The 26,522-nt window shown below is 66.6% G+C and carries 35 protein-coding genes; 3 read left to right on the top strand and 32 right to left on the bottom strand.

All coding sequences use genetic code 11. The features are described 5' to 3' along the window. Window positions 1-193: 193 nt before the first annotated feature. From ACIQ51_RS11465 to trpS, 8 genes are all read right to left on the bottom strand, one after another. Window positions 194-640 carry a hypothetical protein gene (locus ACIQ51_RS11465; protein ID WP_396205182.1) on the bottom strand — a complete coding sequence of 149 codons (447 nt, stop codon included), beginning with the start codon at window positions 638-640 and terminating at the stop codon, window positions 194-196. Between the two features lie 26 nt (window positions 641-666). After that, window positions 667-3,858 (bottom strand): WD40/YVTN/BNR-like repeat-containing protein, encoded by a 3,192-nt coding sequence (locus tag ACIQ51_RS11470; RefSeq protein WP_396205183.1) that lies wholly within the window; start codon window positions 3,856-3,858, stop codon window positions 667-669. A gap of 117 nt (window positions 3,859-3,975) precedes the next feature. Further along, window positions 3,976-5,319, bottom strand: coding sequence for a glycine--tRNA ligase (locus tag ACIQ51_RS11475; protein ID WP_396205184.1), 1,344 nt, complete (start codon window positions 5,317-5,319; stop codon window positions 3,976-3,978). A 56-nt stretch (window positions 5,320-5,375) separates the two neighbouring features. Continuing rightward, the gene (locus ACIQ51_RS11480; protein WP_396205185.1) at window positions 5,376-6,440 is read right to left on the bottom strand and encodes a YpdA family putative bacillithiol disulfide reductase; all 1,065 of its coding nucleotides are present in this window, start codon (window positions 6,438-6,440) and stop codon (window positions 5,376-5,378) included. A gap of 29 nt (window positions 6,441-6,469) precedes the next feature. After that, window positions 6,470-7,756, bottom strand: coding sequence for an adenylosuccinate synthase (locus tag ACIQ51_RS11485; protein WP_396205186.1), 1,287 nt, complete (start codon window positions 7,754-7,756; stop codon window positions 6,470-6,472). A 144-nt stretch (window positions 7,757-7,900) separates the two neighbouring features. Continuing rightward, window positions 7,901-8,413: a DUF456 family protein gene (locus ACIQ51_RS11490; RefSeq protein WP_396205187.1), complete on the bottom strand. Its 513-nt coding sequence runs from the start codon at window positions 8,411-8,413 to the stop codon at window positions 7,901-7,903. Window positions 8,414-8,491: 78 nt separating this feature from the next. Next, the gene (locus tag ACIQ51_RS11495) at window positions 8,492-9,394 is read right to left on the bottom strand and encodes a dihydrodipicolinate synthase family protein (RefSeq protein WP_396205188.1); all 903 of its coding nucleotides are present in this window, start codon (window positions 9,392-9,394) and stop codon (window positions 8,492-8,494) included. Window positions 9,395-9,493: 99 nt separating this feature from the next. Further along, window positions 9,494-10,486 (bottom strand): tryptophan--tRNA ligase, encoded by a 993-nt coding sequence (trpS, locus tag ACIQ51_RS11500; RefSeq protein WP_396205189.1) that lies wholly within the window; start codon window positions 10,484-10,486, stop codon window positions 9,494-9,496. 78 nt (window positions 10,487-10,564) lie between these two features. On the opposite strand from trpS, the gene ACIQ51_RS11505 reads away from it, so the two are divergent. The 3 genes from ACIQ51_RS11505 to ACIQ51_RS11515 all read left to right on the top strand — a co-directional run bounded on the left by ACIQ51_RS11505 (window position 10,565) and on the right by ACIQ51_RS11515 (window position 13,489). Continuing rightward, complete coding sequence (locus ACIQ51_RS11505) at window positions 10,565-11,365, top strand: inositol monophosphatase family protein (protein ID WP_396205190.1); 801 nt, start codon at window positions 10,565-10,567, stop codon at window positions 11,363-11,365. Between the two features lie 139 nt (window positions 11,366-11,504). Beyond that, complete coding sequence (gene ftcD / locus ACIQ51_RS11510; protein WP_396205191.1) at window positions 11,505-13,037, top strand: glutamate formimidoyltransferase; 1,533 nt, start codon at window positions 11,505-11,507, stop codon at window positions 13,035-13,037. Between the two features lie 221 nt (window positions 13,038-13,258). Then, entirely contained in the window at window positions 13,259-13,489 is a 231-nt protein-coding gene (locus tag ACIQ51_RS11515; protein WP_396205192.1) for a hypothetical protein, read from the top strand. Window positions 13,490-13,509: 20 nt separating this feature from the next. Here ACIQ51_RS11515 and map read toward each other — a convergent pair whose 3' ends face one another. From map to rpsJ, 24 genes are all read right to left on the bottom strand, one after another. Next, the gene (map, locus tag ACIQ51_RS11520; protein WP_396205193.1) at window positions 13,510-14,259 is read right to left on the bottom strand and encodes a type I methionyl aminopeptidase; all 750 of its coding nucleotides are present in this window, start codon (window positions 14,257-14,259) and stop codon (window positions 13,510-13,512) included. Between the two features lie 32 nt (window positions 14,260-14,291). Beyond that, a complete protein-coding gene (locus tag ACIQ51_RS11525) occupies window positions 14,292-14,933 on the bottom strand; it encodes an adenylate kinase (protein ID WP_396205194.1) in 642 nt (213 codons plus the stop codon). A 9-nt stretch (window positions 14,934-14,942) separates the two neighbouring features. Further along, window positions 14,943-16,292 carry a preprotein translocase subunit SecY gene (gene secY / locus ACIQ51_RS11530; protein ID WP_396205195.1) on the bottom strand — a complete coding sequence of 450 codons (1,350 nt, stop codon included), beginning with the start codon at window positions 16,290-16,292 and terminating at the stop codon, window positions 14,943-14,945. Window positions 16,293-16,309: 17 nt separating this feature from the next. After that, window positions 16,310-16,756, bottom strand: coding sequence for a 50S ribosomal protein L15 (gene rplO, locus ACIQ51_RS11535; RefSeq protein ID WP_396205211.1), 447 nt, complete (start codon window positions 16,754-16,756; stop codon window positions 16,310-16,312). A 31-nt stretch (window positions 16,757-16,787) separates the two neighbouring features. Further along, window positions 16,788-16,964, bottom strand: a complete 177-nt coding sequence (gene rpmD, locus ACIQ51_RS11540) for a 50S ribosomal protein L30 (protein ID WP_396205212.1) — start codon at window positions 16,962-16,964, stop codon at window positions 16,788-16,790. A 77-nt stretch (window positions 16,965-17,041) separates the two neighbouring features. Beyond that, entirely contained in the window at window positions 17,042-17,824 is a 783-nt protein-coding gene (gene rpsE, locus ACIQ51_RS11545; protein WP_396205196.1) for a 30S ribosomal protein S5, read from the bottom strand. A gap of 2 nt (window positions 17,825-17,826) precedes the next feature. After that, window positions 17,827-18,183 (bottom strand): 50S ribosomal protein L18, encoded by a 357-nt coding sequence (rplR, locus tag ACIQ51_RS11550; protein WP_396205197.1) that lies wholly within the window; start codon window positions 18,181-18,183, stop codon window positions 17,827-17,829. Next, window positions 18,183-18,722, bottom strand: coding sequence for a 50S ribosomal protein L6 (gene rplF, locus ACIQ51_RS11555; protein ID WP_396205198.1), 540 nt, complete (start codon window positions 18,720-18,722; stop codon window positions 18,183-18,185). The genes rplR and rplF overlap by 1 nt, the downstream gene beginning before the upstream one ends. A 14-nt stretch (window positions 18,723-18,736) precedes the next feature. Beyond that, complete coding sequence (gene rpsH / locus ACIQ51_RS11560; RefSeq protein ID WP_396205199.1) at window positions 18,737-19,138, bottom strand: 30S ribosomal protein S8; 402 nt, start codon at window positions 19,136-19,138, stop codon at window positions 18,737-18,739. 232 nt (window positions 19,139-19,370) lie between these two features. Continuing rightward, complete coding sequence (rpsN, locus tag ACIQ51_RS11565) at window positions 19,371-19,676, bottom strand: 30S ribosomal protein S14 (protein WP_396205200.1); 306 nt, start codon at window positions 19,674-19,676, stop codon at window positions 19,371-19,373. Between the two features lie 17 nt (window positions 19,677-19,693). After that, a complete protein-coding gene (rplE, locus tag ACIQ51_RS11570; protein ID WP_396205213.1) occupies window positions 19,694-20,290 on the bottom strand; it encodes a 50S ribosomal protein L5 in 597 nt (198 codons plus the stop codon). 195 nt (window positions 20,291-20,485) lie between these two features. Beyond that, complete coding sequence (gene rplX, locus ACIQ51_RS11575) at window positions 20,486-20,806, bottom strand: 50S ribosomal protein L24 (RefSeq protein WP_396205214.1); 321 nt, start codon at window positions 20,804-20,806, stop codon at window positions 20,486-20,488. Between the two features lie 86 nt (window positions 20,807-20,892). Further along, a complete protein-coding gene (gene rplN, locus ACIQ51_RS11580; RefSeq protein WP_012682372.1) occupies window positions 20,893-21,261 on the bottom strand; it encodes a 50S ribosomal protein L14 in 369 nt (122 codons plus the stop codon). A 12-nt stretch (window positions 21,262-21,273) separates the two neighbouring features. Further along, on the bottom strand, window positions 21,274-21,570 hold the full coding sequence (rpsQ, locus tag ACIQ51_RS11585) for a 30S ribosomal protein S17 (protein ID WP_396205201.1): 297 nt from the start codon (window positions 21,568-21,570) through the stop codon (window positions 21,274-21,276). 14 nt (window positions 21,571-21,584) lie between these two features. Next, window positions 21,585-21,788: a 50S ribosomal protein L29 gene (rpmC, locus tag ACIQ51_RS11590; protein ID WP_396205202.1), complete on the bottom strand. Its 204-nt coding sequence runs from the start codon at window positions 21,786-21,788 to the stop codon at window positions 21,585-21,587. After that, window positions 21,778-22,206, bottom strand: coding sequence for a 50S ribosomal protein L16 (gene rplP / locus ACIQ51_RS11595; RefSeq protein ID WP_396205203.1), 429 nt, complete (start codon window positions 22,204-22,206; stop codon window positions 21,778-21,780). The genes rpmC and rplP overlap by 11 nt, the downstream gene beginning before the upstream one ends. Window positions 22,207-22,217: 11 nt before the next feature. Further along, entirely contained in the window at window positions 22,218-22,877 is a 660-nt protein-coding gene (gene rpsC / locus ACIQ51_RS11600) for a 30S ribosomal protein S3 (protein WP_396205204.1), read from the bottom strand. Next, window positions 22,877-23,230: a 50S ribosomal protein L22 gene (rplV, locus tag ACIQ51_RS11605; RefSeq protein WP_291164293.1), complete on the bottom strand. Its 354-nt coding sequence runs from the start codon at window positions 23,228-23,230 to the stop codon at window positions 22,877-22,879. The genes rpsC and rplV overlap by 1 nt, the downstream gene beginning before the upstream one ends. Before the next feature lie 30 nt (window positions 23,231-23,260). Continuing rightward, window positions 23,261-23,560: a 30S ribosomal protein S19 gene (rpsS, locus tag ACIQ51_RS11610; protein ID WP_396205205.1), complete on the bottom strand. Its 300-nt coding sequence runs from the start codon at window positions 23,558-23,560 to the stop codon at window positions 23,261-23,263. 24 nt (window positions 23,561-23,584) lie between these two features. Then, complete coding sequence (gene rplB, locus ACIQ51_RS11615) at window positions 23,585-24,415, bottom strand: 50S ribosomal protein L2 (RefSeq protein WP_396205206.1); 831 nt, start codon at window positions 24,413-24,415, stop codon at window positions 23,585-23,587. Window positions 24,416-24,420: 5 nt separating this feature from the next. Then, on the bottom strand, window positions 24,421-24,708 hold the full coding sequence (locus ACIQ51_RS11620) for a 50S ribosomal protein L23 (RefSeq protein ID WP_396205207.1): 288 nt from the start codon (window positions 24,706-24,708) through the stop codon (window positions 24,421-24,423). Window positions 24,709-24,711: 3 nt separating this feature from the next. Further along, window positions 24,712-25,350 carry a 50S ribosomal protein L4 gene (gene rplD, locus ACIQ51_RS11625; protein ID WP_396205208.1) on the bottom strand — a complete coding sequence of 213 codons (639 nt, stop codon included), beginning with the start codon at window positions 25,348-25,350 and terminating at the stop codon, window positions 24,712-24,714. 2 nt (window positions 25,351-25,352) lie between these two features. Continuing rightward, entirely contained in the window at window positions 25,353-26,033 is a 681-nt protein-coding gene (gene rplC / locus ACIQ51_RS11630; RefSeq protein WP_396205210.1) for a 50S ribosomal protein L3, read from the bottom strand. 176 nt (window positions 26,034-26,209) lie between these two features. Then, the gene (gene rpsJ / locus ACIQ51_RS11635) at window positions 26,210-26,518 is read right to left on the bottom strand and encodes a 30S ribosomal protein S10 (protein ID WP_012682361.1); all 309 of its coding nucleotides are present in this window, start codon (window positions 26,516-26,518) and stop codon (window positions 26,210-26,212) included. Between the last annotated feature and the right edge of the window lie 4 nt (window positions 26,519-26,522).

Genomic DNA, 26,522 nt, shown 5'->3' on the forward strand with positions numbered 1-26,522 from the left:
CCGCGCGTACGTGGGCGACCGTCAGAACCGTGGCGGTGGCGGCGACGACCCGAGCTTCGAGTTCTACAAGCCGTGGGGCATGATCGGCGTCAAGATCGAACGCTGATCAGCACAGACGAGCAGAACACGGGGGCGTGGCCAACTGGCCACGCCCCCGTGTTCGTTTCCGCTACGGAGCCAACCACGGCACCCGCTACGGCGCGGAGGTCACCGCCCGCCCGAGGCGCGCCAGTTGCTGATCGTGCAAACGGCGAGCGTGCTGGGCCACCGGCGCGTCCGGGCTGCGCCAGAAGGACTGCAGCCAGGTGCGCACATCCTCGTGCTGATAGTGAGCCCCGAGTTCGAGGGCGCAGGTGAGTTCCGCCTGCGTTTCCGCAGCCTCGGCCACTTCCTGATATGCGTTAAAGCCAACGCTGTACGCCGTCTGGTCCGCGAGGGAGTCGATCGCCGCCGGCAGCGGTGTGGCCAGCGCCTGATCCGCCTGCCCTGCCGTGAACAGCGCATTGCGCGCGGCCAGACACCCCTCCATCGCGTTCACGACCTTCGTTCGCGCACTCGGCCCGCACGCCATCAGCGTACCGACCGTGATGGTGCTCAGCGCCATCGCGCCAAGCGCCACCAACAGACGTCGCCGCTTCACGGCGTGGCCCCTCACGGCCTGGCCCCTCACGGCCTGGCCGAGCATCCGGCCACCACCGTGCACTTCGGATCGAGCGGCGGCAGCTTGAGTCGGGCCAGTTCCGCGTTGACCGCGGAGAGATCCGTCTTCCACACCTTCTCGAGCGCACCCTGATAGCCGGTGAGCTCCTTCGTGAGAATGCTCAGAATTTCCGGCATGTAGGTGCCCGGCGGGCCGTCCCCACGCTCGGCCATCGACAGCAGGTTCGCGAGGCGGTTGTTGACCTTGATCGGGAAGTTGAGCGGGTCCTGCCCCGACTGGTTCTTCACCTGGTACACGTTCTGCTCGACGGCAAAGGCATTGGCGCGGAGCGTCTCGCCCTTCGCCTTGAGCTGGGCATCGTCGCTGGCGCGCTGGTAGCGATCATCGAGCTGCGCCTTCACGCGGCGGATCTCGATCACGGCGCGCTGCGCGTCGTTGGTCTTGTCGCGCACCTGCTTGCCGAACGCATACTGCGCGCGCAGATCCGCGTCGGTGACTTCAGGGAGGAGCGGGCTGCGCTGAACGCGCAGCGGCGCCTTGAACTCCTGACCATCGGCGGTGAGTCGCACCGTGTAGTTGCCCGGCGGCAGTGCCGGGCCGGCCGTACCGGCGCCCCAGAGCACCATGCCCGGGAAGCTTTCAATGCCCGTGGCACGAAGGTCGAAGGTGAGACGGGTGAGCCCCGCCGCGATGGGGAAGGTGCTGCTGGTGCCGCGGCGACGGCCACCGGCCGGGCCGGCCGCCGTGGCGGACGCGGTATCGCCGGTGAACTCGCGCAGCACGGCGCCGAGGCTGTCCACGATGGTCAGCGTGGCACGCTTGGGCTTCTCACCGAACATCCAGCTCAGCGTGACACCGGGGGACGACCGCAGCCCCACGGCCGGCGTATACAGGTGCGACTTCGCCGCCAGCACCGCGGGCGTGGCCTGACGCAGTGGCGCGATGTTGTCGAGCACCCAGAAGCCGCGACCGTGCGTGCCGATCACCAGTTCGTCGCGCTCCACGATCAGGTCCGCGACCGGTACATCGGGCATGTTGAGCTTGAGGCTCTGCCACTTCGCGCCGTCGTCGTACGAGAGGTACACACCATGCTGTGTGGCGGCGTACAGCAACCCCTTGCGCGTGGGGTCCTCGCGTACGGCGTGCACATAGTCTTCGGCGCCGAGGCCAGCCACGATCTTGGTCCACGTCTTGCCGAAGTCGGTGGTGCGGAAGATGTACGGCGCGCGGTCGTTGAGGAGCGGACGACGGACCGAGATGTACGCGGTGCCCGCATCGAAGGCCGAGGCGTCGATCTGCGAGACGCGGCCGAACTCCGGCATCTCCTTCGGCGTGATGTTCGTCCACGTCTTGCCGAAGTCACGCGTGATGTACACGAGGCCATCATCGGAGCCGGTCCAGATGGTGTTCACGTCCTTCTTGCTCGGTCCCACCGAGAAGATGGTGCCGTACACCTCGGGGCCGTTCATGTCGCCGGTAATCGGCCCGCCCGACTTCTCCTGCGTCTCCGGCGCGTGTCGCGTGAGATCGGGGCTCAGGTTCTTCCAAGTGCGGCCGCCATCACGAGAGGCCCAGAGGCGCTGCGACGACACGAAGAGCAGCTTCGGGTCGATAGAGGAGAAGAGAATGGGGAACGTCCACTGCCAGCGTTCCTTGATTTCCTTCGCCGGTTCGCCGGAGTAGAACCAGGGATATGGATTCACTTCGCGCGACAGGCCGGTCTTCTTGTTGAACTTGTCGACGTAGCCGCCGTTGTTCGTACCCGAATAGAACACGTCGACGTCGAGCGGATCGGGGGCGATGTAGCCGGGCTCACCGCCACCGACCTGGTACGACACCGCCATGCCACCCTGCGCCTCCTGTCCGGGCGCCGCGCTCTGGCGGCCCATGTTCCAGTTCATCGGCGTGCAGAGCGTACTATTGTCCTGCTGCGAGCCGCACACGTGGAAGGGCACGTGCTTCGTGGTGATCACGTGATACCACTGCTCGGTGGGGAAGTCCTGCTCGGAGTACTTCTTCCCGGTGTCGAACGTGACCGTGCCACCGCCGTCATTGCCGGCCACGAGGTGCGACGGATCGTCCATATCGATCCACAGATCGTGCCAGTCCCCGTGGCTGCCGTTGCCGATACTGGTAATCGTCTTGCCACCGTCGGTCGACCGGAAGAACGACACGTTCTCGAGGTACACGAGGTCGGCGTTCTGGTGATCCGCAAAGAGGTGCGTGTAGTAAAACGCCCGCTGGCGGATGTTGCGGTCGCCGTTCACGAAGGTCCACGTGGCCCCCGCGTCGTCGCTCTTGAACAGGCCGCCGTTCTCGTTCTCGATCAGCGCGTAGACGCGCCCGGGCTTGGCCGCGGTCAGGGCCACGCCGATCTTGCCCACGAGGCCGCTCGGCAACCCCGTCGCGCGCGTGATCTCGGTCCATGTGTCACCGCCATCGGTGCTCTTGAACAGTCCCGACCCGGGACCGCCGGACGACATCTGGTACTCCTTGCGATAGGCTTCCCAGATGCCGGCGTAGAGCACCTGCGGATTGGTGCGATCAATCGCAAGGTCCACCGCGCCGCTCTTCGCATCGCGGAACAGCACGCGCTTCCACGTGGCCCCACCGTCGGTGCTCTTGTACACCCCGCGCTCCTCGCTCGGCACGCTGTACTTGCCGAACACGGCCGCGTACACGATGTCGGGGTTGGTGGGGTGCACGCGGATCTTCGAGATCGCGTCGACCGTGCGGAAGCCTACGTGCTTCCACGTCTTGCCGGCATCGGTGCTCTTGTAGATGCCGTCGCCGGGCATGATGTTGCCGCGGATGGCACTTTCCCCGGTGCCGATGTAGACCACATCGGGGTTGGACTCGCTCACCGCGATGGCGCCTACCGAGGCGCTGGTGATCTGGCCATCGGTGACGGGGCTCCAGGTCTCGCCGCCATCGGTAGTCTTCCAGAGGCCACCGCCGGTGGCCCCGAAGTAGGCCTCGTGCTTCCGTCCCTTCACGCCGCTCGCCGCGATCGACCGCCCTCCGCGGTCCGGGCCGATGTTGCGCCAGCGGAAGTTCTTGAGGAAGGCCGAGTCGAGCGTGGCCGGAGCGAGGGCCACCGTCGCCGACGCCGGGCGGCTGACCGTCCGGGCCGCGGGCTTGGCCGGCGGCTGCAGCAGCGCCGCAGCCGGCAGCGCCAGCAGAGCGAGAGAACGCACAGGGAACATGACGCCTGAGGGTTAGGGTGAGATGCTCCCTAACCTACGGTTTGGCGGGGGATCCCGCTGCGGCGCCCCCGGGGGCCGGTCCCCCGGGCGCCTGCCCCCTGCCCGCCGTCAGCTCGCCAGCTTGCCCGCCAGATAGGCCTTGAGCTGCGACGCATCCACCCGGTCCTGCGACAGCGAGTCGCGATCACGCACCGTCACCGTGTTGTCGCCCGTGCTCTGCCCGTCCACCGTGATGCAGAACGGCGTCCCCACTTCGTCCTGCCGGCGGTAGCGCTTCCCGATGGAGCCCGTCTCGTCGTAGTCCACCGTGAAGGCGCCGCGGAGATCCTCGAGAATCCGCTTTGCCACCTCGGGCTGGCCGTCCTTCTTGGTGAGCGGGAACACCGCCGCCTTGATCGGGGCGATCGACGGGTGCAGGCCAAGCACCACGCGCCCTTCGGCCTCCCCTTCAACCGCTTCCTCGCGATACGCATTGACCAGCGCCGCCAAGGTCACGCGATCAGCCCCCACGCTCGTCTCGATCACGTAGGGGACGTACCGCTTGTTGTTCACCTGATCGAAGTACTCGAGCTTCTTGCTGGAGTACTGCTGGTGCTGCATGAGGTCGAAGTCGGAGCGATTGTGCACGCCCTCGATCTCCTGGTACCCCAGCGTGCCGCCAAAGTCGAAGGTCACGTCGAACGCCGCTCGCGCATAGTGCGCGAGCTCACCGGCCGTGTGCTGATGGAACGTGAGGCGGTCGGGCGACAGGCCGAGGTCGAGGTGCCACTGCATGCGCAGCGCCTTCCACGTCTCGAACCAGTCCATGTCGGTGCCAGGCTCCACGAAGAACTGCATCTCCATCTGCTCGAACTCACGCGTGCGGAAGATGAAGTTGCCGGGCGTGATTTCGTTGCGGAACGCCTTGCCGATCTGCGCGATGCCAAACGGGACCTTCTGGCGCATCGACTGCTGGACGTTCAGGAAGTTCACGAAGATCCCCTGCGCCGTCTCCGGACGCAGGTAGACGATGCTCGCGCTCTCCTCGAGCGCGCCCATGTGCGTCTTGAACATCAGATTGAACTGACGCGCCTCGGTGAGGGCGCAGGCCTCGTGCTGCCCCGGCTGCTTGCTGGGCTTCTGCGGGCACTTCGCGTCCTCGAGCTTGTCGGCGCGAAAGCGCCCCTTGCACGTCTTGCAGTCTACCAGCGGGTCCACGAAGCCGGCCACGTGACCGCTCGCTTCCCAGGTGCGTGGATGCATGAGAATCGCGGCATCGAGCCCCTCGATGTCGTCACGCGAACGAACCATCGCGTGCCACCAGCGATCCTTGATGTTCTTCTTGAGCTCCACACCGAGCGGCCCGTAGTCCCACACCGATCCCGTGCCGCCATAGATCTCGGACGACTGGAAGATGAAGCCGCGACGCTTGCAGAGCGACACCAGCTTGTCCATCACATCGGGGTGACTCATGGGGATTCGGTGTTCGGGGTCGTACTGCACCGCACCGCCAGGCTGGATGCCGGGCGTCAGCGCAGCAGGGAGCGCTGCAGGGAGCGCTGCACGTGCGCCGCGATCGCGTCGCCGTGATCGCGGCCGTTTTCGATGAAGATGCGATTGGCGTGGTTGCCGCTCGCGATCACTCCCGCAAGGTAGACACCCTGAACGGGTGTCGCCATGGTGATCGGGTCGTGTGCCGGGATGCCACTCTCGTGGTCGATCGGCACGCCGATCTGTTCGAGCAGCCCTGTCTCCGGCAGGTAGCCGGTCATGGTGTAGACCTGCGTCGCCGGGATCCGCGTGTCCCCCTGCGGGCCGCGCACCACCACGGCCTCGGGTTCGATCGCCACCACCCGCGACTGAAAACAGCTGCGGATGCTGCCATCACGCAGTCGCGCCTCGATCTCGGGACGCACCCACGGCTTCACGTTGGCGTCGAGCCCCTCGGCGAAATGCACGAGCGTGACCTGCCCACCAGCGCGATACATGTCGAGTGCGGCGTCGACGGCGGAGTTGGCGCCACCCACCACGACCACCGGCTCGCGCCAAGCGGCATGGCCCTCGGTATAGCCGTGCCGGACATGCGGGAGCTCCTCGCCCGGCACCTCCAGACGATTGGGACGCCCGAAGTAGCCAGTGGCGATCACCACCGCATGCGCCGCCGTCTCGCACACCGCGCCGGAGCGCTTGACCGACCGCAGCACCCACCGGGCAGCACCCCGATCCGGCGTCGGCGGCCCTCCGCGCAGATCGACACGCCCGGGGCGCATCGACTCGACCGTCTCGAATTGCCGCACGTCGAGCTGATACAGGTCAGCCACCCCACGGTAGTAGGCCAGCGCATCTCGGCGCGTGGGCTTCTCCGTGGCCACGATGAACGGCACCCCGCCGATCGCAATCCGCTCGGCGGTACTGAAGAAGGTCATGTAGGTGGGATAGCTCGCGATGCCGTGCACGATGCTGCCCCGATCGAATAGTACCACCGACAATCCGGCCCGCTGCACGGCAATCGCCGCCGCGAGGCCGCACGGCCCCGCGCCCACGATCGCGACGTCCACCGCCATCGCCGGCGTTGCCGCCGCATCGTTGCTCATGCTGCAGGCATCCCGAACGCGCGAGTCGCTCAGTGCGTGAGCGGGATGATCTGGTCGCGACGCGTGCCCACGCTCACGAACGCGATCGGCGTGTCACACAGCTGCTCGAGGCGATCCAGGTAGGCGCGCGCTTCGGGCGGGAGGTCCGCCATCGTACGCGCGTCCTGCGTCGATTGCTTCCACCCGGGGAACCACTCGTAGATCGGCTCTGCCTTCTCGAGCACCGCCAGATCGGCGGGAAACTCCGTATACACGTCGTCGCCCACCTTGTAGCCGGTGCACACGGCCAGCTGATCAAGCGTGTCGAGCACGTCCAGCTTCGTGATGGCGAGGCCCGTGAGGCCGTTCACGCGCGCGGCGTAACGCACCACCACGCCATCGAACCATCCGCAGCGGCGCGGACGCCCCGTAGTGGCCCCGAACTCGTGCCCCAGTTGACGCACATGGCTGTGCAGCGGCTCCTCGAGTTCCGTGGGGAGCGGGCCGTTGCCCACACGCGTGGTGTAGGCCTTCACCACTCCCAACGCGGCATTGAGCGCCATCGGGGAGATGCCCACGCCCGTCGCCGCGCCGCCCACGGTGGTGTTGCTGGAGGTCACGAACGGATAGGTGCCATGATCGATATCGAGCAGCGAGCCCTGCGCCCCCTCGAGGAGGACCGCGGCGCCACTCTTGATGGCGCGGTGCACGCAGAGTCCCACGTCGTCGGCCAGGCCGAGCAGTCGCGGCGCCAGCCCGTTGAGGATCGCCAGCGTTTCCTCGACGGACGCCCGCACGTCGCTCCCCGAGCGCTCGAGCTGCGCATTGGCGCGCTCCACGCCGAGGGTCACAAGGTCACGCAGACGGTCCGCATTGCGCAGGTCGAGCACCCGGACACCGCGACGGGCCACCTTGTCTTCGTAGGCGGGGCCGATGCCACGCCCCGTCGTGCCAATCGCCTTGCTGGCCGCACTCGCCTTGTCGACCAGCTTGTGGTACGGCATGACCAGGTGCGCGCGCTCACTCACGTAGAGACGCCCCTCCACGTCCACGCCGTCGGCGACCAATTCGTCGATTTCGGTGAACAGCGTCTCTGGATCCATCACCACGCCGTTGCCGATCGCGCAGCGCACGCCGGGATGCAGGATGCCGCTCGGGATCTGATGCAGGATGAACGACTTGTCGCCGATATGCACGGTGTGACCGGCGTTGGCGCCGCCCTGGTAGCGCACCACCCAGTCCGCCTGCTCGGCCAGCACGTCCACCAGCTTGCCCTTCCCCTCGTCGCCCCACTGCGCGCCCACCACGACGACCGTGCGCGTCTTCGAATCGAACATGCGATCAGCTCTCCGGCAGCCTGAACGGCCAGGCACAAAAAACGCCCCGCGGACGGTCCGCGAGGCGTTGTTGGAATCTAGACCGTCTGGCACCCGAAGCAATGACGGCGGGCGTTTTGGCATCGAATCGTTGCCTGTGGCGGGTTACGCCGTCCCCACCCCTACGAGCGCAGCGGCAACGACCCAGACCATGATCACCAGCCCGATACCGACCTTGAGTGCCGCCGCGACGGCCCGCCCCACGATGGCACCGGTCGCCACCTCCACCGGCGCACCACGCCGATCGCGGGCCACGGTCATCTCGGCCACAAACGCCCCGCCGAAGGCGCCCGCCAAGGCCCCCACCATCGACCCGATGAGGGGAACCGGCACCCCCACGAAAGCGCCAACCAGCCCGCCCAGCACGGCCCCCCACGAGGCACGCCGTGAGCCGCCGTACTTGCGGGCATAGCGACCCGCGACGGCGAACTCCACCACCTCGGCCGTCACTGCCAGCGCCCCCACCACGAGCAGGGTCACCACACCGATCGACCCGCCCGGGACCGCCAGATAGTGCACGAAGGTGGCCCCCAGCATCAGCCAGAGCCCGGGCAACCCCAGCGGGACGAGCAACATGCCCATCACGAGGGCGAGGACGAGGAGCGCGAGGGTGAGCATGTGTGTCCGTACGCGCACCGGGGATCGCAGTTTCGTCCCCCCCCGCCGCTGGGAGCCCCGCACACGAGGCCCGCGGTGTCAGGCGAGCCCCACGCTCTCCATGCGTGCCCGCACGATCGCCAGTTCGTCGCCGACCACGGGCAGCAACGGTGACCGCGTGGGCCCGCCGTGCAGCCCCGCCATGTTCATCGCGGCCTTGATACCAGCGGGCCCCATCGCCCCGGCGATGTCGGTCGCGAGCGGCACCAGCTTCTGCTGCAAATCAGCCGCGGCGTCGCGCTCACCCGCACGCCACTGATCGACCATCGTGCGGACCAGCGGACCGGCATAGAGCGCAATCGCGAGGATCGCTCCCGCCACGCCCGCCTCGAGGGCCGGGACCACCGTCCCGCCACTACCGGTGAGCACCTTGAAGCGCTCGCCTTGCGCTTCGAGGTACTGCTGCAGCACCGGAATATTGCCGGCGCTGTCCTTCATGCCGATCACGTTCTCATGCTGCGCCATCTCGTGTACGAAGGCGGGGCTCAACACGATATGCGTATAGGCGGGCATGTTGTACAGCAGCACGGGAAGCGGGCTCGCATCGGCGACGGTCTTGAAGTGCGCGAGCAGCGCCTGCTCACTCATGCGCTTCAGGAAGTAATGCGGCGAGATGACCAGCACGGCGTTGGCGCCGGCGTCCTTCGCATCCTTGGCGCGCTGAATGGTCAGGCGCGTACTTTCGCTGCCAATGCCCGCCAACAGCCACCGGTCTGATGGTATCCGCTCACGCGCCCAGGCCAGCAACTGACAGCGATCGTCGTTCTCGAGCAGGGCAGACTCACCGCTCGAGCCCCCCACCAGCACGCCGTCCATACCGAACGCGAGGTGGGCATCGAGATTGCGCTGGAAGGCAGCGCGGTCGAGTTCACCGCTGGCCGTGAACGTAGAGACGGCGGGCACCATGAGCCCGCCCAATTGGGCGACGGAAAGGGATGTCATCCCTCAAAAGTACTACACACCGAACAGACTTTCGAATCCGGTCCGGAGCGGGGCAGCCGGCGTGATCGCCTGCCCCATGGCCTTCGGGGGCGGGGGCGGTCAGTGCGCCCGCACCCCATCCAGCCCGATCATGTCGCGTACCTCGCGCATCGTCTCCTGCGCAATGGCACGAGCCGCACGGCCACCGTCGGCGATGGCGTCGAGCACCTTGGCGGGCTCCGCATCCAGTTCTGCCGAGCGCCGGCGGATGGGCGTGAGTTCCTGCACCATGCCTTCCAGCAGCACCTTCTTGCAGTCCATGCACCCCCAGCCGGCCGTGCTGCACTGCTCGGCCACGTTGGCCACCGTGGGCTCGCCGTTGAAGGCCTTGTGCAGCTGGAAAATGTTGCACACCTCGGGACGCCCCGGATCGCTCTTGCGGACGCGCTGCGGATCGGTCATCGCCGGTCGCAGCTTCTGCCAGATGTCGTCGTCCGTTTCGAGCAACCCGATCGTGTTCCCCAGCGACTTCGACATCTTCGCGTTGCCGTCGAGCCCCATGATGCGGCGCGTGGGGGTGAGCAACGGCTTGGGCTCAGGGAAGTACTCCACACCGAACTTCGCATTGAACTTGCGCGCCGTATCGCGGGCCAGCTCGAGGTGCTGGATCTGGTCCTCACCGACCGGCACACTGTCTGCGCGATAGAGGAGGATGTCCGCCGACTGCAGCACGGGATACATCAGCAATCCCGCGGGAATGGACTCCATCTTCGAGGCTTTGTCCTTGAACTGCGTCTGGCGCTCAAGGTCACCTAGTGGCGTGATCGTGGTGAAGATCCACGAGAGCTCGGTGTGCTCCGGCACGTCGCTCTGCATGAACAGCACCGCACGCGCCGGATCGATCCCCGACGCCAGCAGCGACTTGGCCATGCCCCAGCGTCGCGCGCGCAGCACCTGGGGATCGTAGGTGCCGGTGATGGCGTGATAGTCCACCACGCAATAGATCGCACCGGGATGCGTAGCCTGCAGCTGGACCCAGTTCTTCACTGCGCCCAGATAATTGCCGATGTGGAGCTCGCCCGAAGGCTGGATACCACTGAAGATGCGTGCCATGCTTCAAACTAGTTTCCGGAAGAAGGGTGCGACACCTCGAGCCCCGGAACCCTCCCTCGCAACCCCATACCGCCGGCCATGCACGCCGACCGCCACCAGTGGCTCAATGCCGCCGTCTCCGCCGCCGCCACGGCCGCCGACTTCATCGCGCAGGAAGCGCGGACCCACCGCGCCATCCAGTGGGAGGCCAAGAGTGCCACCGACTTCGTGAGCCACGTGGATCTCGGCGCCGAAGAGCGCATTCGTGATACCCTGCTCGCACGGATACCGGGGCTCCGCATCGTAGGGGAAGAACTCAGCAACGACGGCAACCCGGAAGACGGGCTGGTGGCGATCGTCGATCCGCTCGACGGCACCACCAACTTCCTGCACGGATTCCCCAACTACTGTGTGTCCATCTGCATGGCACTCAACGGCGTCCCGCAGGCGGCGGTCATTCACGATGTCGCCCGCGGGGGCGTCTACACGGCCACGGCGGGTGCCGGCGCCTTCGTGGACGGCCAGCGCATGCACGTGTCCACCATCGCGGAACCGGCGCGGGCGCTTATCGGCACGGGCTTCCCCTTTCGCGATGTGTCGTATGCCGAGCGGTACCTTGCCATGATGCGACGCCTCATGCCCGCAACCGCGGGCATGCGACGTGCCGGTAGCGCCGCCTTGGACCTCACCGACGTCGCCCACGGGCGTTTCGATGCCTTTTGGGAGCTGTGGCTCAATCCCTGGGACTTCGCGGCCGGCATGCTCCTGGTCCGTGAGGCCGGCGGGCGGGTGACCGATCTCGAGGGACGCGAGGCCCGCCTCCTCGGTGGGACCATCGTGGCCTCCAACGGGACACTCCACGACTGGTTTCTCGACATCCTCAACGACCGACTCGGCTGAGCAGCACGGCACGGATCGCTCGGAGCGACGGAGGGCATCCCAACGACCGTACACCGCTTTTGTGGTAACTTCTCCGGGCGACGCCGCCTACTCCGCGCCCTCGCTGTTGCGCTGCCATACCGAAACGCGAACTCACGCCATGCCGCTCGTCGAGTGCGTCCCCAATTTCTCCGAAGGGCGCGACCCTTCGGTCATCAGCGCCATTCGTGACGCCATTGCCGCGACCGCCGGCGCGCACGTACTCGACGTGTCGAGCGATGCATCGCACCACCGGACGGTGATCACCTTCGTGGCCAGCCTCGATGCTGCTGTTCCCGCCGCGCTCGCGGCCATGCGCGTGGCACGCGACCGGATCGACCTTACGAAGCATCAGGGTGAGCACCCCCGCATCGGCGCGACCGACGTCGTGCCCTTCATTCCGCTGGAGGGCGCGACCATGGACGACTGTATTGCCCTCGCCCGCGAACTGGGCGCGTGCGCCCATCGCGACCTGGGCGTGCCGGTGTACCTCTACGAACGGGCCGCCACCACACCGGCGCGAGAGAACCTCGCCGATGTGCGACGCGGAGAATTCGAAGGGCTTCGCGAGGAGGTGCGCACCAATCCGGCGCGGCACCCCGACTTTGGTGGACCGGCGCTGCACCCCACCGCCGGCGCCACCGCAGTGGGCGCCCGCCCGTTTCTTGTGGCGTACAACGTCTACCTCGGCGACAAGAGCAACCTCCCCGTAGCCAAGGCGGTCGCCAGGGCCATTCGCGGCTCCAGTGGCGGCCTGCGCTACGTAAAGGCACTGGGGATGGAGGTGGACGGCCAGGCGCAGGTGTCCATGAACCTGGTCGACACCGACACGACACCACTCGACCGTGTGTACGAGGCCGTGACGACCGAGGCCGCTGCCCATGGTGTAGCGCCCACCTGGAGTGAGCTGGTGGGGCTCGTACCGGAGCGCGTGATGCTCGAAGCCGGCGCGCGCCACGTGCAGCTGCGTGGCTTCAACACAGGTATGCTGCTCGAGACCAGGGTGCGCGAGGTGGTGGGCGGTGGCGAAACGGTCGACGGATTCATGTCGCGCGTGGCGAGCGCCGATCCCACCCCCGGCGGCGGCAGCGTGGCGGCGCACGCCGGTGCGCTCGGCGCGGCACTGGCGCAGATGGTCGCGGGGCTCACGATGGGCAAGCAGATGTACGCCGCCGTGGAGGAAGAGATGAAGCACATCTCGCGTCAGGCCGGCACGCTGCGGCGCGCGCTCACACAACTCGTGGAGCGTGACGCGGCGAGCTATGCAGCGGTGCGCGCGGCCCACCACCTGCCCAAGGAGACCGCGGCCGAGCAGGCTGCACGGGCCAATGCCATTCGCACAGCGCTCATCCATGCAGCCGAGGTGCCGCTCGAAAGTGCACGCACGGCGGTGGAAGTGGCAGCGCTGGCTGCAGCACTGGCAGAGCGTGGCAACAGCAACGCCGTGAGCGACGCCTGTGTCGCGGCGCTCATGGCGGAAGCGGCCTGCAAGGCCGCCGTCTTGAATGTGCGCATCAATGTGGCGTCGCTCGACGACGATGGAACGGAGCGCAGCGCTACCCTTGCGTCTGAGGCCCGCACGCTGCTCGATGCCGCCGCGATGCATGTGCGTCTCGCCGAAGCGGCCGCGGAACGCGCGATGCGCCCTGCGTGACACTCACCATCAACACCAGCCGCCCGATGTCCCGATCAGTGCGCGGATCGTTGTTTCACGTGATCGCGTGTAGCTCGGCCCTGCTCTTTGCTGCGGGGTGCACCCGATTGAACCAGGGGCGTTCCACGGATGGCTCGCCCTCACGACCAGCGTCCGGCGCGACCGCACTCCGGTCGGCGCCGTGCAGCGCGTCCACTCCTGCAGCGGCACGCGTCGGCCGCGTGTTGCTCACCTTCACCGGCGCGTCGACGGGCGAGGCGACCGTGCGCCTCGAGAGGGACAATTACAAAAGCACCGTGCGGGTGGATGTGGCCTCCGGCACGGTGCTCGAACTCCCTGAAGGGACGTATCAGATCCGCATCAGCGTCAGCGGTTATCGCGGTGGCGCCCGCACAGTGCGGGTGCGATGCGGCCAGGACGAAGCGGTGGTCGCGGGGCTTACCCGCAACTGAAGGCGGTGGGCCCGGCGCGTTCAGCGAGGCAGCGTGAGAATGCGCGGCCCGTGCTCGGTGATCGCCACCGTGTGCTCGAAGTGCGCCGATCGCTTGCCGTCGGCCGTCACCACTGTCCACTTGTCGCTCAGCGTGCGCGTCTTGGCGGTGCCCACATTGACCATGGGCTCGATCGCGATCGTGAGCCCCACGCTCAGCTTCTTGCCGCGCTTGGGCTTGCCGTAATTGGGGATCTGTAGCTCCTCGTGCGGCGAGAACCCCACGCCGTGTCCCACGAGCTCGCGAACCACACTGAAGCCGGCCGCCTCCACCACCGCTTGCACGGCGGCGCCGATGTCACCCACGTGATTGTCGGGAACAGCGGCCGCGATGCCGGCGTCGAGCGACGCCCTGGTGACCTCGAGCAGGCGCTGCGTCTGCTCATCGATCGTACCGACCGGTATGGTGATGGCCGCGTCCGTGTACATCCCGTCGAGCTTCACGCCCACGTCGACGGTGACGATGTCCCCATCGGCCAGGATGCGCTTGCGCGACGGGATGCCGTGCACGATCTCCTCATTGATCGAGATGCACGCGCTGCCGGGGAAGCCATAGAGCCCCTTGAAGGCCGGGGTGGCGCCCGCGTGCGAGCGGATGAAGCTCTCGACCAGGTGGTCGATCTCCATGGTCGAGATGCCCGGGCGCACGTGCGCCTTGGCGTGCATGAGCGTGGCGTGGAGAATGTCTCCGCCACGGGCCATGATCTCGATTTCGCGCGGCGACTTGAGCATCGTCGCCGGCGCGGAGCTACCGGTGGCCATGGTTAGAGCCCGAGCGCCGACTGCATGCGTGCTTCGACTTCCTCGAGGGAGCCGAGGGCGTCCACGCGCACCATGTTGGCGCCGTGGTGAGCGTACCAGTCGATCACCGGGGCCGTCTGGTCGCGGTACACCTGCATGCGCTTGCGGATCGCCTCGGGCTCGTCGTCCTTGCGGCGGACGAGCGTGCCGGTCTGGCCGCCCTCCTCGCAGGCTTCGCCCGGCTGGCGGCCAAAGAACGGGCGCTGGCACACGTCGCACGTGGTACGGCCGCTCAGCCGACGGACGAGTTCATCCTCGTCGATCTCGAAGAGCAGGACCGCATCAAGCGTCTTGCCGAGCGACGCGAGCGTCTGGCTCAGGCCATCGGCCTGCGGCGTGGTGCGCACCACACCATCGAGGATCGCGCCCTTGGCGGCCGAGGGCGACGCCAGCGCGTCCTTCATGATGCCCATGATGACGGCATCGGGAACGAGATCGCCGCGATCCATGGCAGCCTTGGCTTCGAGGCCAAGCGGAGTGCCGTCACGGACTGCGGCGCGGAGCACATCGCCGGTCGCGATCTTAGGAACGTCAAGGCGAGCGGCAAGCCGCTCGCCCTGAGTTCCCTTGCCCGCGCCCGGAGGACCGAGCAGGACGATGATCATGGGAGGAGTTTAGAAGCCACCCTGGGTGGCCTGACGACCGCGGAACTTCACGCGGCCCTTCTTCATGAAGCCATCGTACTTGCGGAGCAGCAGGTGCTGCTGCATCTGCGCCATCGTATCGAGCGCCACCCCGACGACGATCAGCAGCGAGGTGCCACCGAACGCGAACGGGACGTTGACGATGCGCGCAATGACGATCGGCATCAGAGCGATGAACGTGAGGAAGATCGCGCCCGGCAGCGTGATGCGCTCGACCACCTGCTCGATGTACTCCGCCGTCTTCGCGCCCGGCTTGATGCCCGGCACGAAACCGCCCTGCTTCTTCAGGTTCTCGGCCAGGTCGACCGGATTGAAGATGATGGACGTGTAGAAGTACGTGAACAGCAGGATGAGCACGGCCGACAAGACGAAGTAGAGCCACGGGTTCGGGCCCTGCGGATTGAAGTACTCCGCGATCTCCTGCAGCTTCGCATTGCCGCTGAACTGCGCCAGCGCGCCGGGGATGACGATCACCGACTGCGCGAAGATGATCGGCATCACGCCCGCGGTGTTGATGCGCAGCGGGATGAAGTTGCGCGCGGCTTCACGCTGACGCCCGCGAGCCATGGTGCGCTGCGGGATCTGAATGAGCACGCGACGCGCGGCCACGGTGATCGCGACCACACCGGCCACCACCCCGACCATCACCAGCGCCAGCACCACGAGCGACAGCGGCGCGATCGCGCCCGTCGTCACGAAGTTGAACGTCTGGAAGATGGACGGCCACATCCGCTCGACGATCGAGAAGAAGATGATCAGCGACGCGCCGTTGCCCAGGCCGCGTTCGGTGATCTGCTCACCCAGCCACATGACGAAGATTGCGCCGGTGGTGAGGAAGAGCATCATCTGGATCGTGAACCACGGCCCCGGGCGCGACACCGCCGCCGGAAGCGACGCGGTGAAGAGCGCAAAACCGTACGCCTGGATCAGCGCGAGGACGACGGTGAGGTAGCGGGTGTACTGCGTGAGCTTTTTCCGCCCCTCTTCGTCCTTCTGCATCTTGTCCACGTTCGGCAGCACGGCCCCGGCGATCTGGACGAAGATACTCGCCGAGATGTAGGGCATGATGCCGAGCGCGAACACGGTGGCGCGTGAGAGACCACCACCCACGAACATGTCGTAGAGGCCGAGGAGGCCACCGCCCTGCTGGCGGGTGAAGTAGTCGGTCAGCGCCTGGACGTCGATACCGGGCGCCGTGATATGCGAGCCGACGCGATAGAGCACCATGCACAGGAACGTGAAGGTGATCTTCGCCCACAGCTCGGGCGTCTGGTAAATGTTGGCAACAGCCCGCGTCGCCGCATTGTTCTGGTCTGCCATGCGCTGAGTATTCTCCGTCAGCCTTCGACGCGGCCGCCGGCCGCTTCGATCTTTGCCTTGGCGGAGGCGCTGACCTTCACGCCCTTCACCGTCACCGCACGCGACACCTCACCGTTGGCGAGGAGCTTGGCCGGTCCCTGCCCGGCGCGGATGAGCCCCGCGGCGAGCAGCGTTTCCGTGGTCACTTCATCCCCCGCCACCTGGGCGAGTTCGCTGAGGCGCACGAGCTGCGCCTCCACGCGGAACGGATTGGTGAAGCCACGCTTGGGAATACGACGCGTGATGGGCATCTGGCCGCCTTCGAAGTGCGGCTTGCCGCCACCAGGACCGCCGTGACCCGACCGGGCCATGGACCCCTTGTGACCCTTGCCGGACGTCTTGCCGAGGCCGGAGCCCGGGCCGCGGCCGAGCCGACGGCGCGAACGGTGCGAACCCGGCGCCGGCGACAGATTGTGCAGGCCGATCTTCTCGACCGTCTCCTTATTGGCCATCGGGTTACTCCTCCACCGGCGTCACCTGAACCAGGTGACGCACCTTCTTGAGCTGGCCGCGCAGCGAGGCGGAATCCTGCTGCACCACGCTCGCCTGATGATTACGCAGGCCGAGCGCCGCAAGCGTCGCCCGCATCCGCCACGAGTGGCCGATGGCGCTGCGCACCTGCGTGATCTTCACCTTGCCTTCCGTGGGGGGCTGAAGCTTCGGCGTCTTGGCCGGCCCCTTGGACGGGTGCCACACGAACGTCCGCGGCATTATGCCACCTCCGCGGCCACCACGGCCGCCTTGCTGGTGTTCACCGCTTCCGTCTTCGACTTCGCCCGGCTCTTGTACCCGATCTGCGACACATCGAGCCCGCGCTCCTTCGCGGCCTGCTCGACGGTGATCAGGTGCGTGAGACCGTCAACCGCCGCGCGCACCATGTTGTGCGGGTTGGTCGAGCCCAGCGACTTCGTGAGGATGTCGTGGATGCCGGCGCACTCGAGCACCGCGCGCACCGCGCCACCGGCGATCACGCCGGCACCGGGGGCGGCGGGCTTCATCAACACCTTGCCGGCGCCGTGCTTGCCCACCACTTCGTGCGGGATCGTGCTGCCGGTCAGCGGGATCGTCACCATGCTGCGGCGCGCCGCGTCGACGGCCTTACGGACCGCTTCCGACACTTCGTTCGCCTTGCCGGTGGCAAAACCCACCTTGCCCTGTCCGTCGCCCACCGCCACCAGGGCGTTGAACGAGAAGCGGCGACCACCCTTCACGACCTTCGCGACGCGATTGATCGCAATCACGTTCTCGACCAGATCGCTCTGCTCGCGCTCCTGCTGCGGGCCGCCACGATCGGGGCCACGGCCACGGCCGTCGCGCCCGCCCTGACCGCCTTCACCGCCTGGGCCACGGCCACGACCGGCACCCGGGCCACCGCCCGGACCACCGCGACCACGACCACCACCACCCGGACCGCCGCGGCCACGGCCTGCGCCGCCGCCCGGACCACGTCCACCACGCGCCGGAGCGCCACCCTGATTCTGTGCGTCTGCCATGATCAGAACTCCAGGCCGCCCTCTCGGGCGCCATCGGCAACGGCCTTCACGCGGCCATGGTACTGGTAACCGGCGCGATCGAAGACCACCTTCGAAATACCCGCCGCCTTCGCCTTCTCCGCCGCCGCCTTGCCCACGGCCAGCGCGCGCTCCGACTTCGTGCCGCTCAGCTTCTCGTCGCCGACGGTCAGCAGCGTGCGCTGCGCGACGTCGTCCACGATCTGGGCGTAGATGTGCTTCAGCGAGCGGAACACCACCAGGCGCGGACGCTCCGGCGTACCGTTCACTGACTTGCGCACGCGCAGATGACGACGCTTGCGCTTCTCCGCGTTAGTACGCGGGATCGCGATCTTGGCCATTACTTGCCTCCCGCCTTGCCGGCCTTACGCCGGATGACTTCGCCCTGATACTTGACGCCCTTGCCCTTGTACGGCTCAGGCTTGCGGAAGCTGCGGATCTCGGCCGCCACCTGCCCCACGTGCTCCTTGCTCGACCCCTCGATCACGACCGTGGTCGGATTCGGAGCCGTGATGGACACGCCGGCCGGCGCCTTGTACTCGATCTGGTGCGAGAAGCCCAGCGACAGCAGCGCGCCGTAGGGCTTGATCTCGGCCTTGTAGCCGACGCCGGTGATCTCGAGCACCTTCTTGAAGCCCGTCGTCACGCCTTCGACCATGTTCGCCACGAGCGTACGCGTCAGGCCGTGCAGCGCCTTGTGGCGCTCCTCGTCCGTCGGACGCTTCACCAGAATTTCACTGCCTTCCTGGGCCACGATCATGTCGGCCGGGAGCGTCCGGGCGAGTTCGCCCTTCGGTCCCTTCACCTTGATCGTGCTGCCGTTGATCGCCACGGTCACTCCGGCCGGAACCGGAATCGGGCGCTTACCAATACGTGACATGAGTGTGCGTCTCCTTACCAGACGAGGGCGAGGAGTTCACCGCCGGTGTTGGCGGAGCGGGCATCCCGATCGGACATGATGCCCTTCGAGGTGCTCAAAATCGCCATACCGAGGCCGTTGCGCACGCGGGGGATTTCCGTCACGCCCACGTACTTGCGCAGACCGGGCGTCGAGATGCGCTTCGCTTCGCGGATCACCGACTGGCCACCGTGTGCGTACTTGAGGATCACTCGCAGCACGCTCTTCCCGTCTTCGAGATCGACCGTGCGGTAATCCTGGATGAAGGCGTTTTCCTTCAGGATGCGCGCGATCTCGATCTTCATCTTCGAAACCGGCATGTCGACGCGGCGGTGCTTGGAAGCACACGCATTGCGAATGCGCGTCAGCATGTCGGCAATGGGGTCGTTCAGGCTCATGCTCTGATAAATCTCCTATGGTATCCGCTCCAGGCGGACCTGTAGGAAGTGAATGAATGGGCGAGCTCCGGGGCCGGAGTTCGTGTCCCGCGGGGGGAGCCATGTAATCTCTCCCTGCGACCCTCGAACTCCAAGCCCCACAGCTCGTTTGGGGTCCTGCTCACGTCCCGCCCCAGCCCGGAGGCCACGGGCAGGTCCGCAGCCGGCGCGTCTGTCGACGCGCCGGAACCGCTTACCAGCTCGCCTTGCGCACGCCCGGGATCAGGCCGTTCAGGGCCATGTCGCGGAGCGCAATGCGGCTGAGACCGAAGTGCCGCAGGAAGGCACGCGGGCGGCCGCTCACGTTGCAGCGGTTACGGACACGCGTCGCCGACGAATTGCGCGGCATCTTGTGCAGCGCGTTCACCGCGGCCTGCACTTCTTCCGGCGTGCTCTTCGGGTTGTTGATCACGGCCTTGAAGGCCGCGCGCTTCGCGGCATGCCGCTCCACCAGCTCCTTGCGCTGGGCGTTGCGGGCCAGCTTGCTCGTCTTCGCCATCTGATGTCAGTCCTGGATTAGGCCGCGCTCGGCTGCGCCACCTTGGGCGTCACCGGCTTGTCGTCGCCACGGAACGGCATGCCCAGCTGGTGCAGCAGCGCGAACGCGTGCGCATCCTTCTCGGCCGTCGTCACGAACGTAATGTCCATGCCGTGGATCTGCTCGACCATGTCGTAGTTGATCTCGGGGAAGATCATCTGCTCCTTGATGCCGAGCGTGTAGTTGCCGCGCCCGTCGAACGACTTCGTGCCGAGGCCGCGGAAGTCGCGGATACGCGGGCACGCCACCGTCACGAAGCGGTCGAGGAACTCCCACATGCGCGCGCCGCGCATGGTCACCGACGCCCCGATCTCCTGTCCTTCGCGGAGACCGAAGTTCGCGACCGACTTCTTCGCCTTGCGGCGCACCGGCTTCTGACCGGTGATCAGCGCGAGCTCTTCCACCACGACGTCGAGCAGCTTGGGCTGCTTGACCGCCTCACCCACGCCGCAGTTGATCACGATCTTCGTGAGCGTCGGGATCTGGTGCGCGTTGGTGAACGCGAACTGCTTCGCGAGACTCGCGCGCACCGTGTTCTCGTAGTACGCCTTCAGACGCGGCGCCGCGACGGGCAGGCCAGCCCCGGCATGGTCACGCTTCGTGAAGTCGATTGCCTGACGCGTCTGGCCGGCCTGCTTGCCACTCTTGCCGCCGCCCTTCTGTGCGGCGCCGCCCTTGGCTGCACCCGCCTTCGCGCCACCCTTGGCCCCACCCTTCGCGCCGCCCTTGGCGGCGCCCTTTTCCTTGGTCGCCATCTTCAGTTACTCCGGTCAGCGCGCGCGGGGGATGACTTCACCGCTCTTCACGCCGATGCGCTCCTTCGTGCCGTCCTTGTCGAGGCGGTTGCGTACCCGCGTCGGCTTGCCGGTCTTCGAATCGAGCAGCATCACGTTGGACGCGTGGAAAGGCGCCGGCATCTCGATGATGCCGCTCTGCTCCTCTGCCGTGCGTGCCTTGCGGTGCTTCTTGACGATGTTGATGCCTTCCACCTTGATGCGGCCCGTCTTGGGGTACACCTGGAGGACCTTGCCCTCCTTCCCCTTGTCGTCGCCACGCATCACGCGGACGGTGTCACCCTTGGTGACATGGATCACTTCACGCGACGCCTTGAGGGCGTGACGCGCGGCGCCGAGGCGCTGGCCGCGATCCGTCTTGTAGTACACGTTCTTCCGCATGGTCAGAGCACCTCGGGCGCCAACGACACGATCTTCATGTAGCGCTTCTCGCGGAGCTCGCGCGCCACGGGGCCGAAGATACGCGTCGCCTTGGGTTCGCCGTTGTCGTTGATGATCACCACCGCATTCTCATCGAAGCGGATGTACGATCCGTCCTTGCGGCGCGTTTCCTTCACCGTGCGGACGACGACGGCCTTGGCCACGTCGGACTTCTTCACCGTCCCGTTCGGCAGCGCGTCCTTCACCGCCACGATCACCCGGTCACCCAGGCCCGCGTAGCGACGGCGCGTGCCGCCCAGCACTCGGATCACCAGCGCGCGCTTGGCGCCGCTGTTGTCCGCCACCTTTACCACCGATTCCTGCTGAATCATGGCCGTATCCCCTTAGCGCGCGCGTTCGACGATCTCGACCACGCGCCACCGCTTGTCCTTCGACAAGGGCCGGGTCTCCATGATGCGCACCGTGTCGCCGAGCTTCGCCGAGTTCTCCTCGTCGTGCGCCTTCAGCTTGCGGGTACGCGTCACCATCTTGCCGTACTGCGGGTGCGGCATGCGGCGGTCGATGCGAACGACCACCGTCTTATCCATCTTGTCGCTCACGACGAGCCCCACACGCACCTTGCGCGCGGTCCGGTCGGAGGCGCCGTTCTGCGCGGCGCTCGCGTTCTTCGTCTCAGCCATCGATCGTATCTCGGTTAGCGGCCACGGCCGGCGAGCTGACGCTCGCGCTGGACCGTCTTGAGGCGCGCAATGTCCCTGCGGATGCTGCGCAGCCGCAGCGGCTCGTCCAGCGCTTCGGTGCCACTGCGGAAGCGGAGGCGGAACCGCTCCTCCTCCAACGCCGCAATGCGGGACGTGAGCTCGTCGTCAGCGAGTCCGCGGATCTCTTCAGCCTTCATTGGTCACCGCCTCCTCGCGCGCCACGAACTTGGTCTTCACGCCGAGCTTCGCGGCGGCCAGGCCCATCGCCGTCTCGGCGAGCTCCTTGGACACACCCTCGATCTCGAACATCACTCGGCCCGGCTTCACCACCGCCACCCACAACTCCGGCGAACCCTTACCCTTGCCCATTCGGGTTTCCGCCGGCTTCTTCGTGATCGGCTTGTCCGGGAAAATGCGGATCCAGACCTTGCCGCCACGCTTGATGTGACGCGTCATCGCAACGCGGCACGCTTCGATCTGCCGGCTCGTCACCCAGCCCGGCTCGAGCGCCTGCAGGCCGTACGTGCCGAACGACACGTCGGAGCCGCGGTGCGCCAGGCCGGTCGTCCGGCCCTTGAACATCTTGCGGAACTTGACCCGCTTCGGACTCAGCATCTCTCAGTTCCTCAGTTGCCGGTCGAGTAGGTCTTGCCACGACGATCTTCCACGATCTCGCCCTTGAAGATCCACACCTTCACACCGATGGTGCCGTAGGTGGTCTTCGCCGTGCTGGTCGCGTAGTCGATGTCGGCGCGCAGCGTATGAAGGGGCACCCGGCCTTCCATGTACCCTTCCACGCGCGCGATTTCAGCGCCGCCGAGGCGGCCGCCGGCCTTCACCTTGATGCCAAGCGCACCCATGCGCATGGCGCTCTGCACCGCCCGCTTGAGCGCGCGACGGAACGAAATACGCTGCGAGAGCTGCGCGGCGATGTTGTCGGCGACGAGCTGCGCTTCCACTTCGGGGCGCTTGATCTCCTCGACGTTGATGCCGACTTCCTTGCCCGTCAGCTGCGCGAGCTCGTCACGCAGCTTGTCGACTTCCGCGCCCTTCTTGCCGATCACGACACCCGGGCGACCCGTGTGGATGGTCACCACGACCTTCCCGGGCTTGCGCTCGATCGTCACATCGGAGATGGCGGCGTTGTCGAGACGCGCCTTGAGATACTTGCGAAGGAGCGCGTCTTCCTTGAGAAGCGCCGGCATCTCCTTCTTGGCATACCACGTCGAACGCCAGTTCTTCGTGACGCCGAGGCGGAAGCCGATCGGATTGGTTTTCTGTCCCATTAGCGCACCGCCTCCGTCACGACGATCTCCACATGGCTCGTCCGCTTCAGCATCGGCGTCGCACGGCCCATGGCCGCCGGCGTCCAACGCTTGAGCTTCGGACCCTCGTTCACGATAGCCTTGGTGATCACCAGCGCGTCGACATCCAGCGACGTGTTGGCGGCACGGGCCGCCTGCTCCGCGTTCGCCACCGCGCTGTTGAGCGTCTTCTCGATCTGCTCGGCGGCGTGCTTCTTGGAAAACTTCAGCAGCGCCAGCGCATCGTTGACGCGCTGACCGCGGATCTGGTCAATGACCAACCGCATCTTGTAGGGGGACTGACGCGTGGTGCGCTGGATGGCGCGCGCCTCGATCCCCGTCTTCACTGCAGCCTTGGCCATGGGTTACTTGCCTCCCTTGCCACCGGGCTTCTTGGCGTCGGTCTTCTGGCCCGCGTGTCCGCGGAACAGACGCGTCGGCGAGAATTCGCCGAGCTTGTGCCCGACCATGTTTTCCGTCACGTACACCGGGATGAACTTGTTCCCGTTGTGCACCGCGAACGTGTGCCCGACGAACTCGGGCAGGATCGTGCTCGCGCGCGACCAGGTCTTCACGACCTTCTTTTCGTTCTTGGCGTTCATCGCGACCACCTTCGCCTCCAGGCGCTCAGCGACGAACGGACCCTTCTTAATGCTTCTCGACATATCGGTTCTCGTCTCGCCTGGCGGTTACTGCGTGGCCCGGCCGCGCTTGCGGCCGCGCACGATGAGACGCTGCGACGCCTTCTTCTTGTTGCGCGTCTTGACGCCTTCCTTCTTGCCCCACGGGCTCACCACGTTGCGGCCACCGCGCGTACGGCCACCATGCGGGTGGTCGACGGGGTTCATGACTTCACCGCGCACCTTCGGGCGCTTGCCGAGCCAACGGCTCTTGCCCGCCTTGCCGTGCGACTGCAGTTCGTGCTCGGCATTGCCCACTTCGCCGATCGTCGCCATGCAGTTGCCGTGCACGAGGCGCATTTCCGTGGAGCCCATGCGCAGCGTCACGTACTCGCCTTCCTTCGCGACCACCTGGGCGAAGGCGCCAGCCGAGCGGGCCATCTGGCCGCCCTTGGCGATCTTGAGCTCGATGTTGTGCACTGCCGTACCGAGCGGCACTTCCTTGAGCGGCATCGCATTGCCGGTGCGGACATCGCTGCCCGGACCCGACACGACCTTGTCGCCCTGCTTGAGCCCCTTCGGGTGCAGGATGTAGCGCTTCTCGCCGTCCGCGTACTCGATCAGCGCGATGCGCGCCGAACGGTTCGGGTCGTACTCGATGTGCGCCACCGTCCCCACGATGCCGAACTTGTTGCGCTTGAAATCGATGATGCGATACATGCGCTTGTGGCCGCCACCGATGCGACGCATCGAGATGTGGCCATGGTTGTCGCGCCCGCCCGACTTCTTGAGGGGCTCGACGAGCGACTTCTCGGGCGTGCTCCGCGTGATCTCGGCGAAATCGGAGACCGAGCGGAAGCGCGTGCCCTTCGTGACCGGCTTGAACTGACGGATACCCATGCGTCTCAGCCCTCGAAGATCGCGATGGTGTCGCCGTCACGCAGCTTCACGATCGCCTTCTTGGTGTGTGGACGGCGGCCGATCGACTGGCCAACGCGGCGCGCCTTACCGCGCGCGTTCGAGGTCCAGACGCCGGTCACCTTCACGCCGAACAACTGCTCGACGGCCGCCTTGATGGCGAACTTGGTGGCGTCGGGCGCCACCTCGAACGTGTACTCGCCGCGATCCTGATAGGCGGCGGACGTGCGCTCCGTGATGATCGGGCGCACGATGGTGCGGAACAGGGTGCTCATCGCTTAGCCCTCCGACGAAGTCTGGGTGAGCGCCGACGACTCGATCACCACGACATCCGACCAGAGGATGTGGTACGTGCTCGCGTCGCTGAACGGCATCACGTGGGCGCGACCGAGGTTGCGGGCGCTCAGGTACACGTTCGGCTTCACGCCATCCGTGAGGAGCAGCACCTTCTTGTCGGCCACGCCGAGGGAAGCGAGCAGCGACGTGATGGTCTTGGTCTTCGGCGCGCTGTAGTTGAGCGCGTCGACGAGGATCACGGCGTTCTCACGGGCCCGGGCGTTGAGGGCGCTCTTACGCGCCAGCGCACGGACCTGCTTCGGCACGATCTGCGTGTAGCTGCGCGGCTGCGGGCCGAACACCGTACCACCGCCCGGCCAGTTCGGCGCGCGCGTCGAGCCCTGACGGGCGCGGCCGGTGCCCTTCTGCTTCCACGGCTTCTGGTTGCCGCCGGTGACTTCACCGCGCGTCTTGGTCTTGGCCGTGCCCTGGCGACGGTTGGCGAGGAACGCCTTCACCGCCTGGTGCATGACCGGCACGTTGACGATGCCGTCGAACATCTCGGGGAGCTGGCGCGTGCCGCCCTGCTTCCCCTGCGCCGAGAACACAGGCGCCTGAAAGGTCTGGTTTTCCGCCGTCATGATCAGCCCTGCTTCCGCACGAAGACGATGCCGTTGGTCGGCCCCGCCACGCTGCCGCGCAGATAAATGAGGTTGCGCTCCGCGTCGACCTTCTCGACCCGGATGCTGATAGCCGTATGCTGCGCCGCGCCGTAATGGCCGGGCATCTTCTTGCCCTTGATGACGCGCGACGGGTCGGTACCCGCGCCGATCGAGCCGGGCTTACGGTGCTTGGTGTTGCCGTGCGTGTTGGGACCGCCGCCGAAGCCGTGACGCTTCACGACGCCCTGGAAGCCGCGACCCTTCGACGTGCCGGTCACCTTCACGCGCTCACCGGGCGTGAAGATGTCGACCGAAATCGTGTCGCCGACGGTGTAGGACGGCGCCGCGGCGTTGCCCGGCGCGTCATCGAGGCGGAAGCTCTTCAGCACCGCGGGCGCAGCCTCGAGGCCGGCCTTCTTCGCGTGCCCGAGCTCCGCCTTCGTGGCGCGATCGCCCTTCGGCGTGCGCTCACCCTTCTTGTTGGGGCGCGCCGTGCGCTGCGCGCCATAGCCGAGCTCCACCGACGCGAAACCCGCCTGATCCACCGTCATCACCTTGGTGACGGGGTTCGGCGTGGCCTCCACCACGGTGCAGGGCACTTGCTGCCCCTGCTCGTTGAACAGCTGGGTCATGCCCAGCTTCTTTCCGATGATACCGATCATGAAATGACTCACTCCGTACGAGTCGCGGGCACCCTCGCGGATGCACCGTTGGACTATGGATGATGTCGCCCTGTGCAACACCATCAGTACTCGCCGCACTGCGCCGCGGCGTGAACTTCCCTGTCCTACCGTCCTGCGGTCCTACTGTCCTGCGGGCCTACTGTCCCACGGTGCTGCTATTCGACCTTGATTTCGACGTCCACACCGGCGGGGAGATCGAGCTTCGTCAGCGCGTCCACCGTACCGGCCCGCGAATCGAGAATGTCGATCACGCGCTTGTGCGTCTTGAGCTCGAACTGCTCACGCGACTTCTTGTCGACGTGCGGCGAACGGAGGACCGTCCAGCGCTGCGTCTTCGTCGGGAGCGGGATCGGGCCCGAAACCGACGCGCCGGTCTTCTCGGCCGTGCGGACGATGTCCGCCGAAGCCTGGTCGATCACGGCGTGGTCAAATGCCTTGAGGCGAATGCGAATGCGGCCAGCCATCTCT

This window comes from Gemmatimonas sp., assembly GCF_044344655.1.
GTDB lineage: Bacteria > Gemmatimonadota > Gemmatimonadetes > Gemmatimonadales > Gemmatimonadaceae > Gemmatimonas.

Coding starts and splice junctions, on each gene's coding strand:
- rpsS (WP_396205205.1), bottom strand. CDS start 23,560: ATGTCGAGAAGCATTAAGAAGGGTCCGTTCGTCGCTGAGCGCCTGGAG.
- rplR (WP_396205197.1), bottom strand. CDS start 18,183: ATGGCCAAGATCGCGATCCCGCGTACTAACGCGGAGAAGCGCAAGCGT.
- rplD (WP_396205208.1), bottom strand. CDS start 25,350: ATGACGGCGGAAAACCAGACCTTTCAGGCGCCTGTGTTCTCGGCGCAG.
- ACIQ51_RS11495 (WP_396205188.1), bottom strand. CDS start 9,394: ATGACATCCCTTTCCGTCGCCCAATTGGGCGGGCTCATGGTGCCCGCC.
- ACIQ51_RS11475 (WP_396205184.1), bottom strand. CDS start 5,319: ATGAGTCACCCCGATGTGATGGACAAGCTGGTGTCGCTCTGCAAGCGT.
- map (WP_396205193.1), bottom strand. CDS start 14,259: ATGCTCAAGTCGCCGCGCGAAATCGAGATCATGGCCCGTGGCGGAGAC.
- rpmC (WP_396205202.1), bottom strand. CDS start 21,788: ATGAAGGCTGAAGAGATCCGCGGACTCGCTGACGACGAGCTCACGTCC.
- ACIQ51_RS11485 (WP_396205186.1), bottom strand. CDS start 7,756: ATGTTCGATTCGAAGACGCGCACGGTCGTCGTGGTGGGCGCGCAGTGG.
- rplB (WP_396205206.1), bottom strand. CDS start 24,415: ATGGGTATCCGTCAGTTCAAGCCGGTCACGAAGGGCACGCGCTTCCGC.
- ACIQ51_RS11490 (WP_396205187.1), bottom strand. CDS start 8,413: ATGCTCACCCTCGCGCTCCTCGTCCTCGCCCTCGTGATGGGCATGTTG.
- trpS (WP_396205189.1), bottom strand. CDS start 10,486: ATGGCACGCATCTTCAGTGGTATCCAGCCTTCGGGCGAGCTCCACATC.
- rplC (WP_396205210.1), bottom strand. CDS start 26,033: ATGATCGGTATCATCGGAAAGAAGCTGGGCATGACCCAGCTGTTCAAC.
- rpsQ (WP_396205201.1), bottom strand. CDS start 21,570: ATGGCTGAGACGAAGAACGCGAGCGCCGCGCAGAACGGCGCCTCCGAC.
- ACIQ51_RS11505 (WP_396205190.1), top strand. CDS start 10,565: ATGCACGCCGACCGCCACCAGTGGCTCAATGCCGCCGTCTCCGCCGCC.
- ACIQ51_RS11620 (WP_396205207.1), bottom strand. CDS start 24,708: ATGAGCACCCTGTTCCGCACCATCGTGCGCCCGATCATCACGGAGCGC.
- rplN (WP_012682372.1), bottom strand. CDS start 21,261: ATGATTCAGCAGGAATCGGTGGTAAAGGTGGCGGACAACAGCGGCGCC.
- rpsC (WP_396205204.1), bottom strand. CDS start 22,877: ATGGGACAGAAAACCAATCCGATCGGCTTCCGCCTCGGCGTCACGAAG.
- secY (WP_396205195.1), bottom strand. CDS start 16,292: ATGGCAGACCAGAACAATGCGGCGACGCGGGCTGTTGCCAACATTTAC.
- rplF (WP_396205198.1), bottom strand. CDS start 18,722: ATGTCACGTATTGGTAAGCGCCCGATTCCGGTTCCGGCCGGAGTGACC.
- rpsE (WP_396205196.1), bottom strand. CDS start 17,824: ATGGCAGACGCACAGAATCAGGGTGGCGCTCCGGCGCGTGGTGGACGT.
- rpsN (WP_396205200.1), bottom strand. CDS start 19,676: ATGGCGAAGACGAGCAAGCTGGCCCGCAACGCCCAGCGCAAGGAGCTG.
- ACIQ51_RS11525 (WP_396205194.1), bottom strand. CDS start 14,933: ATGATCATCGTCCTGCTCGGTCCTCCGGGCGCGGGCAAGGGAACTCAG.
- rplP (WP_396205203.1), bottom strand. CDS start 22,206: ATGCTGAGTCCGAAGCGGGTCAAGTTCCGCAAGATGTTCAAGGGCCGG.
- ftcD (WP_396205191.1), top strand. CDS start 11,505: ATGCCGCTCGTCGAGTGCGTCCCCAATTTCTCCGAAGGGCGCGACCCT.
- rpsH (WP_396205199.1), bottom strand. CDS start 19,138: ATGAGCCTGAACGACCCCATTGCCGACATGCTGACGCGCATTCGCAAT.
- rpsJ (WP_012682361.1), bottom strand. CDS start 26,518: ATGGCTGGCCGCATTCGCATTCGCCTCAAGGCATTTGACCACGCCGTG.
- ACIQ51_RS11480 (WP_396205185.1), bottom strand. CDS start 6,440: ATGAGCAACGATGCGGCGGCAACGCCGGCGATGGCGGTGGACGTCGCG.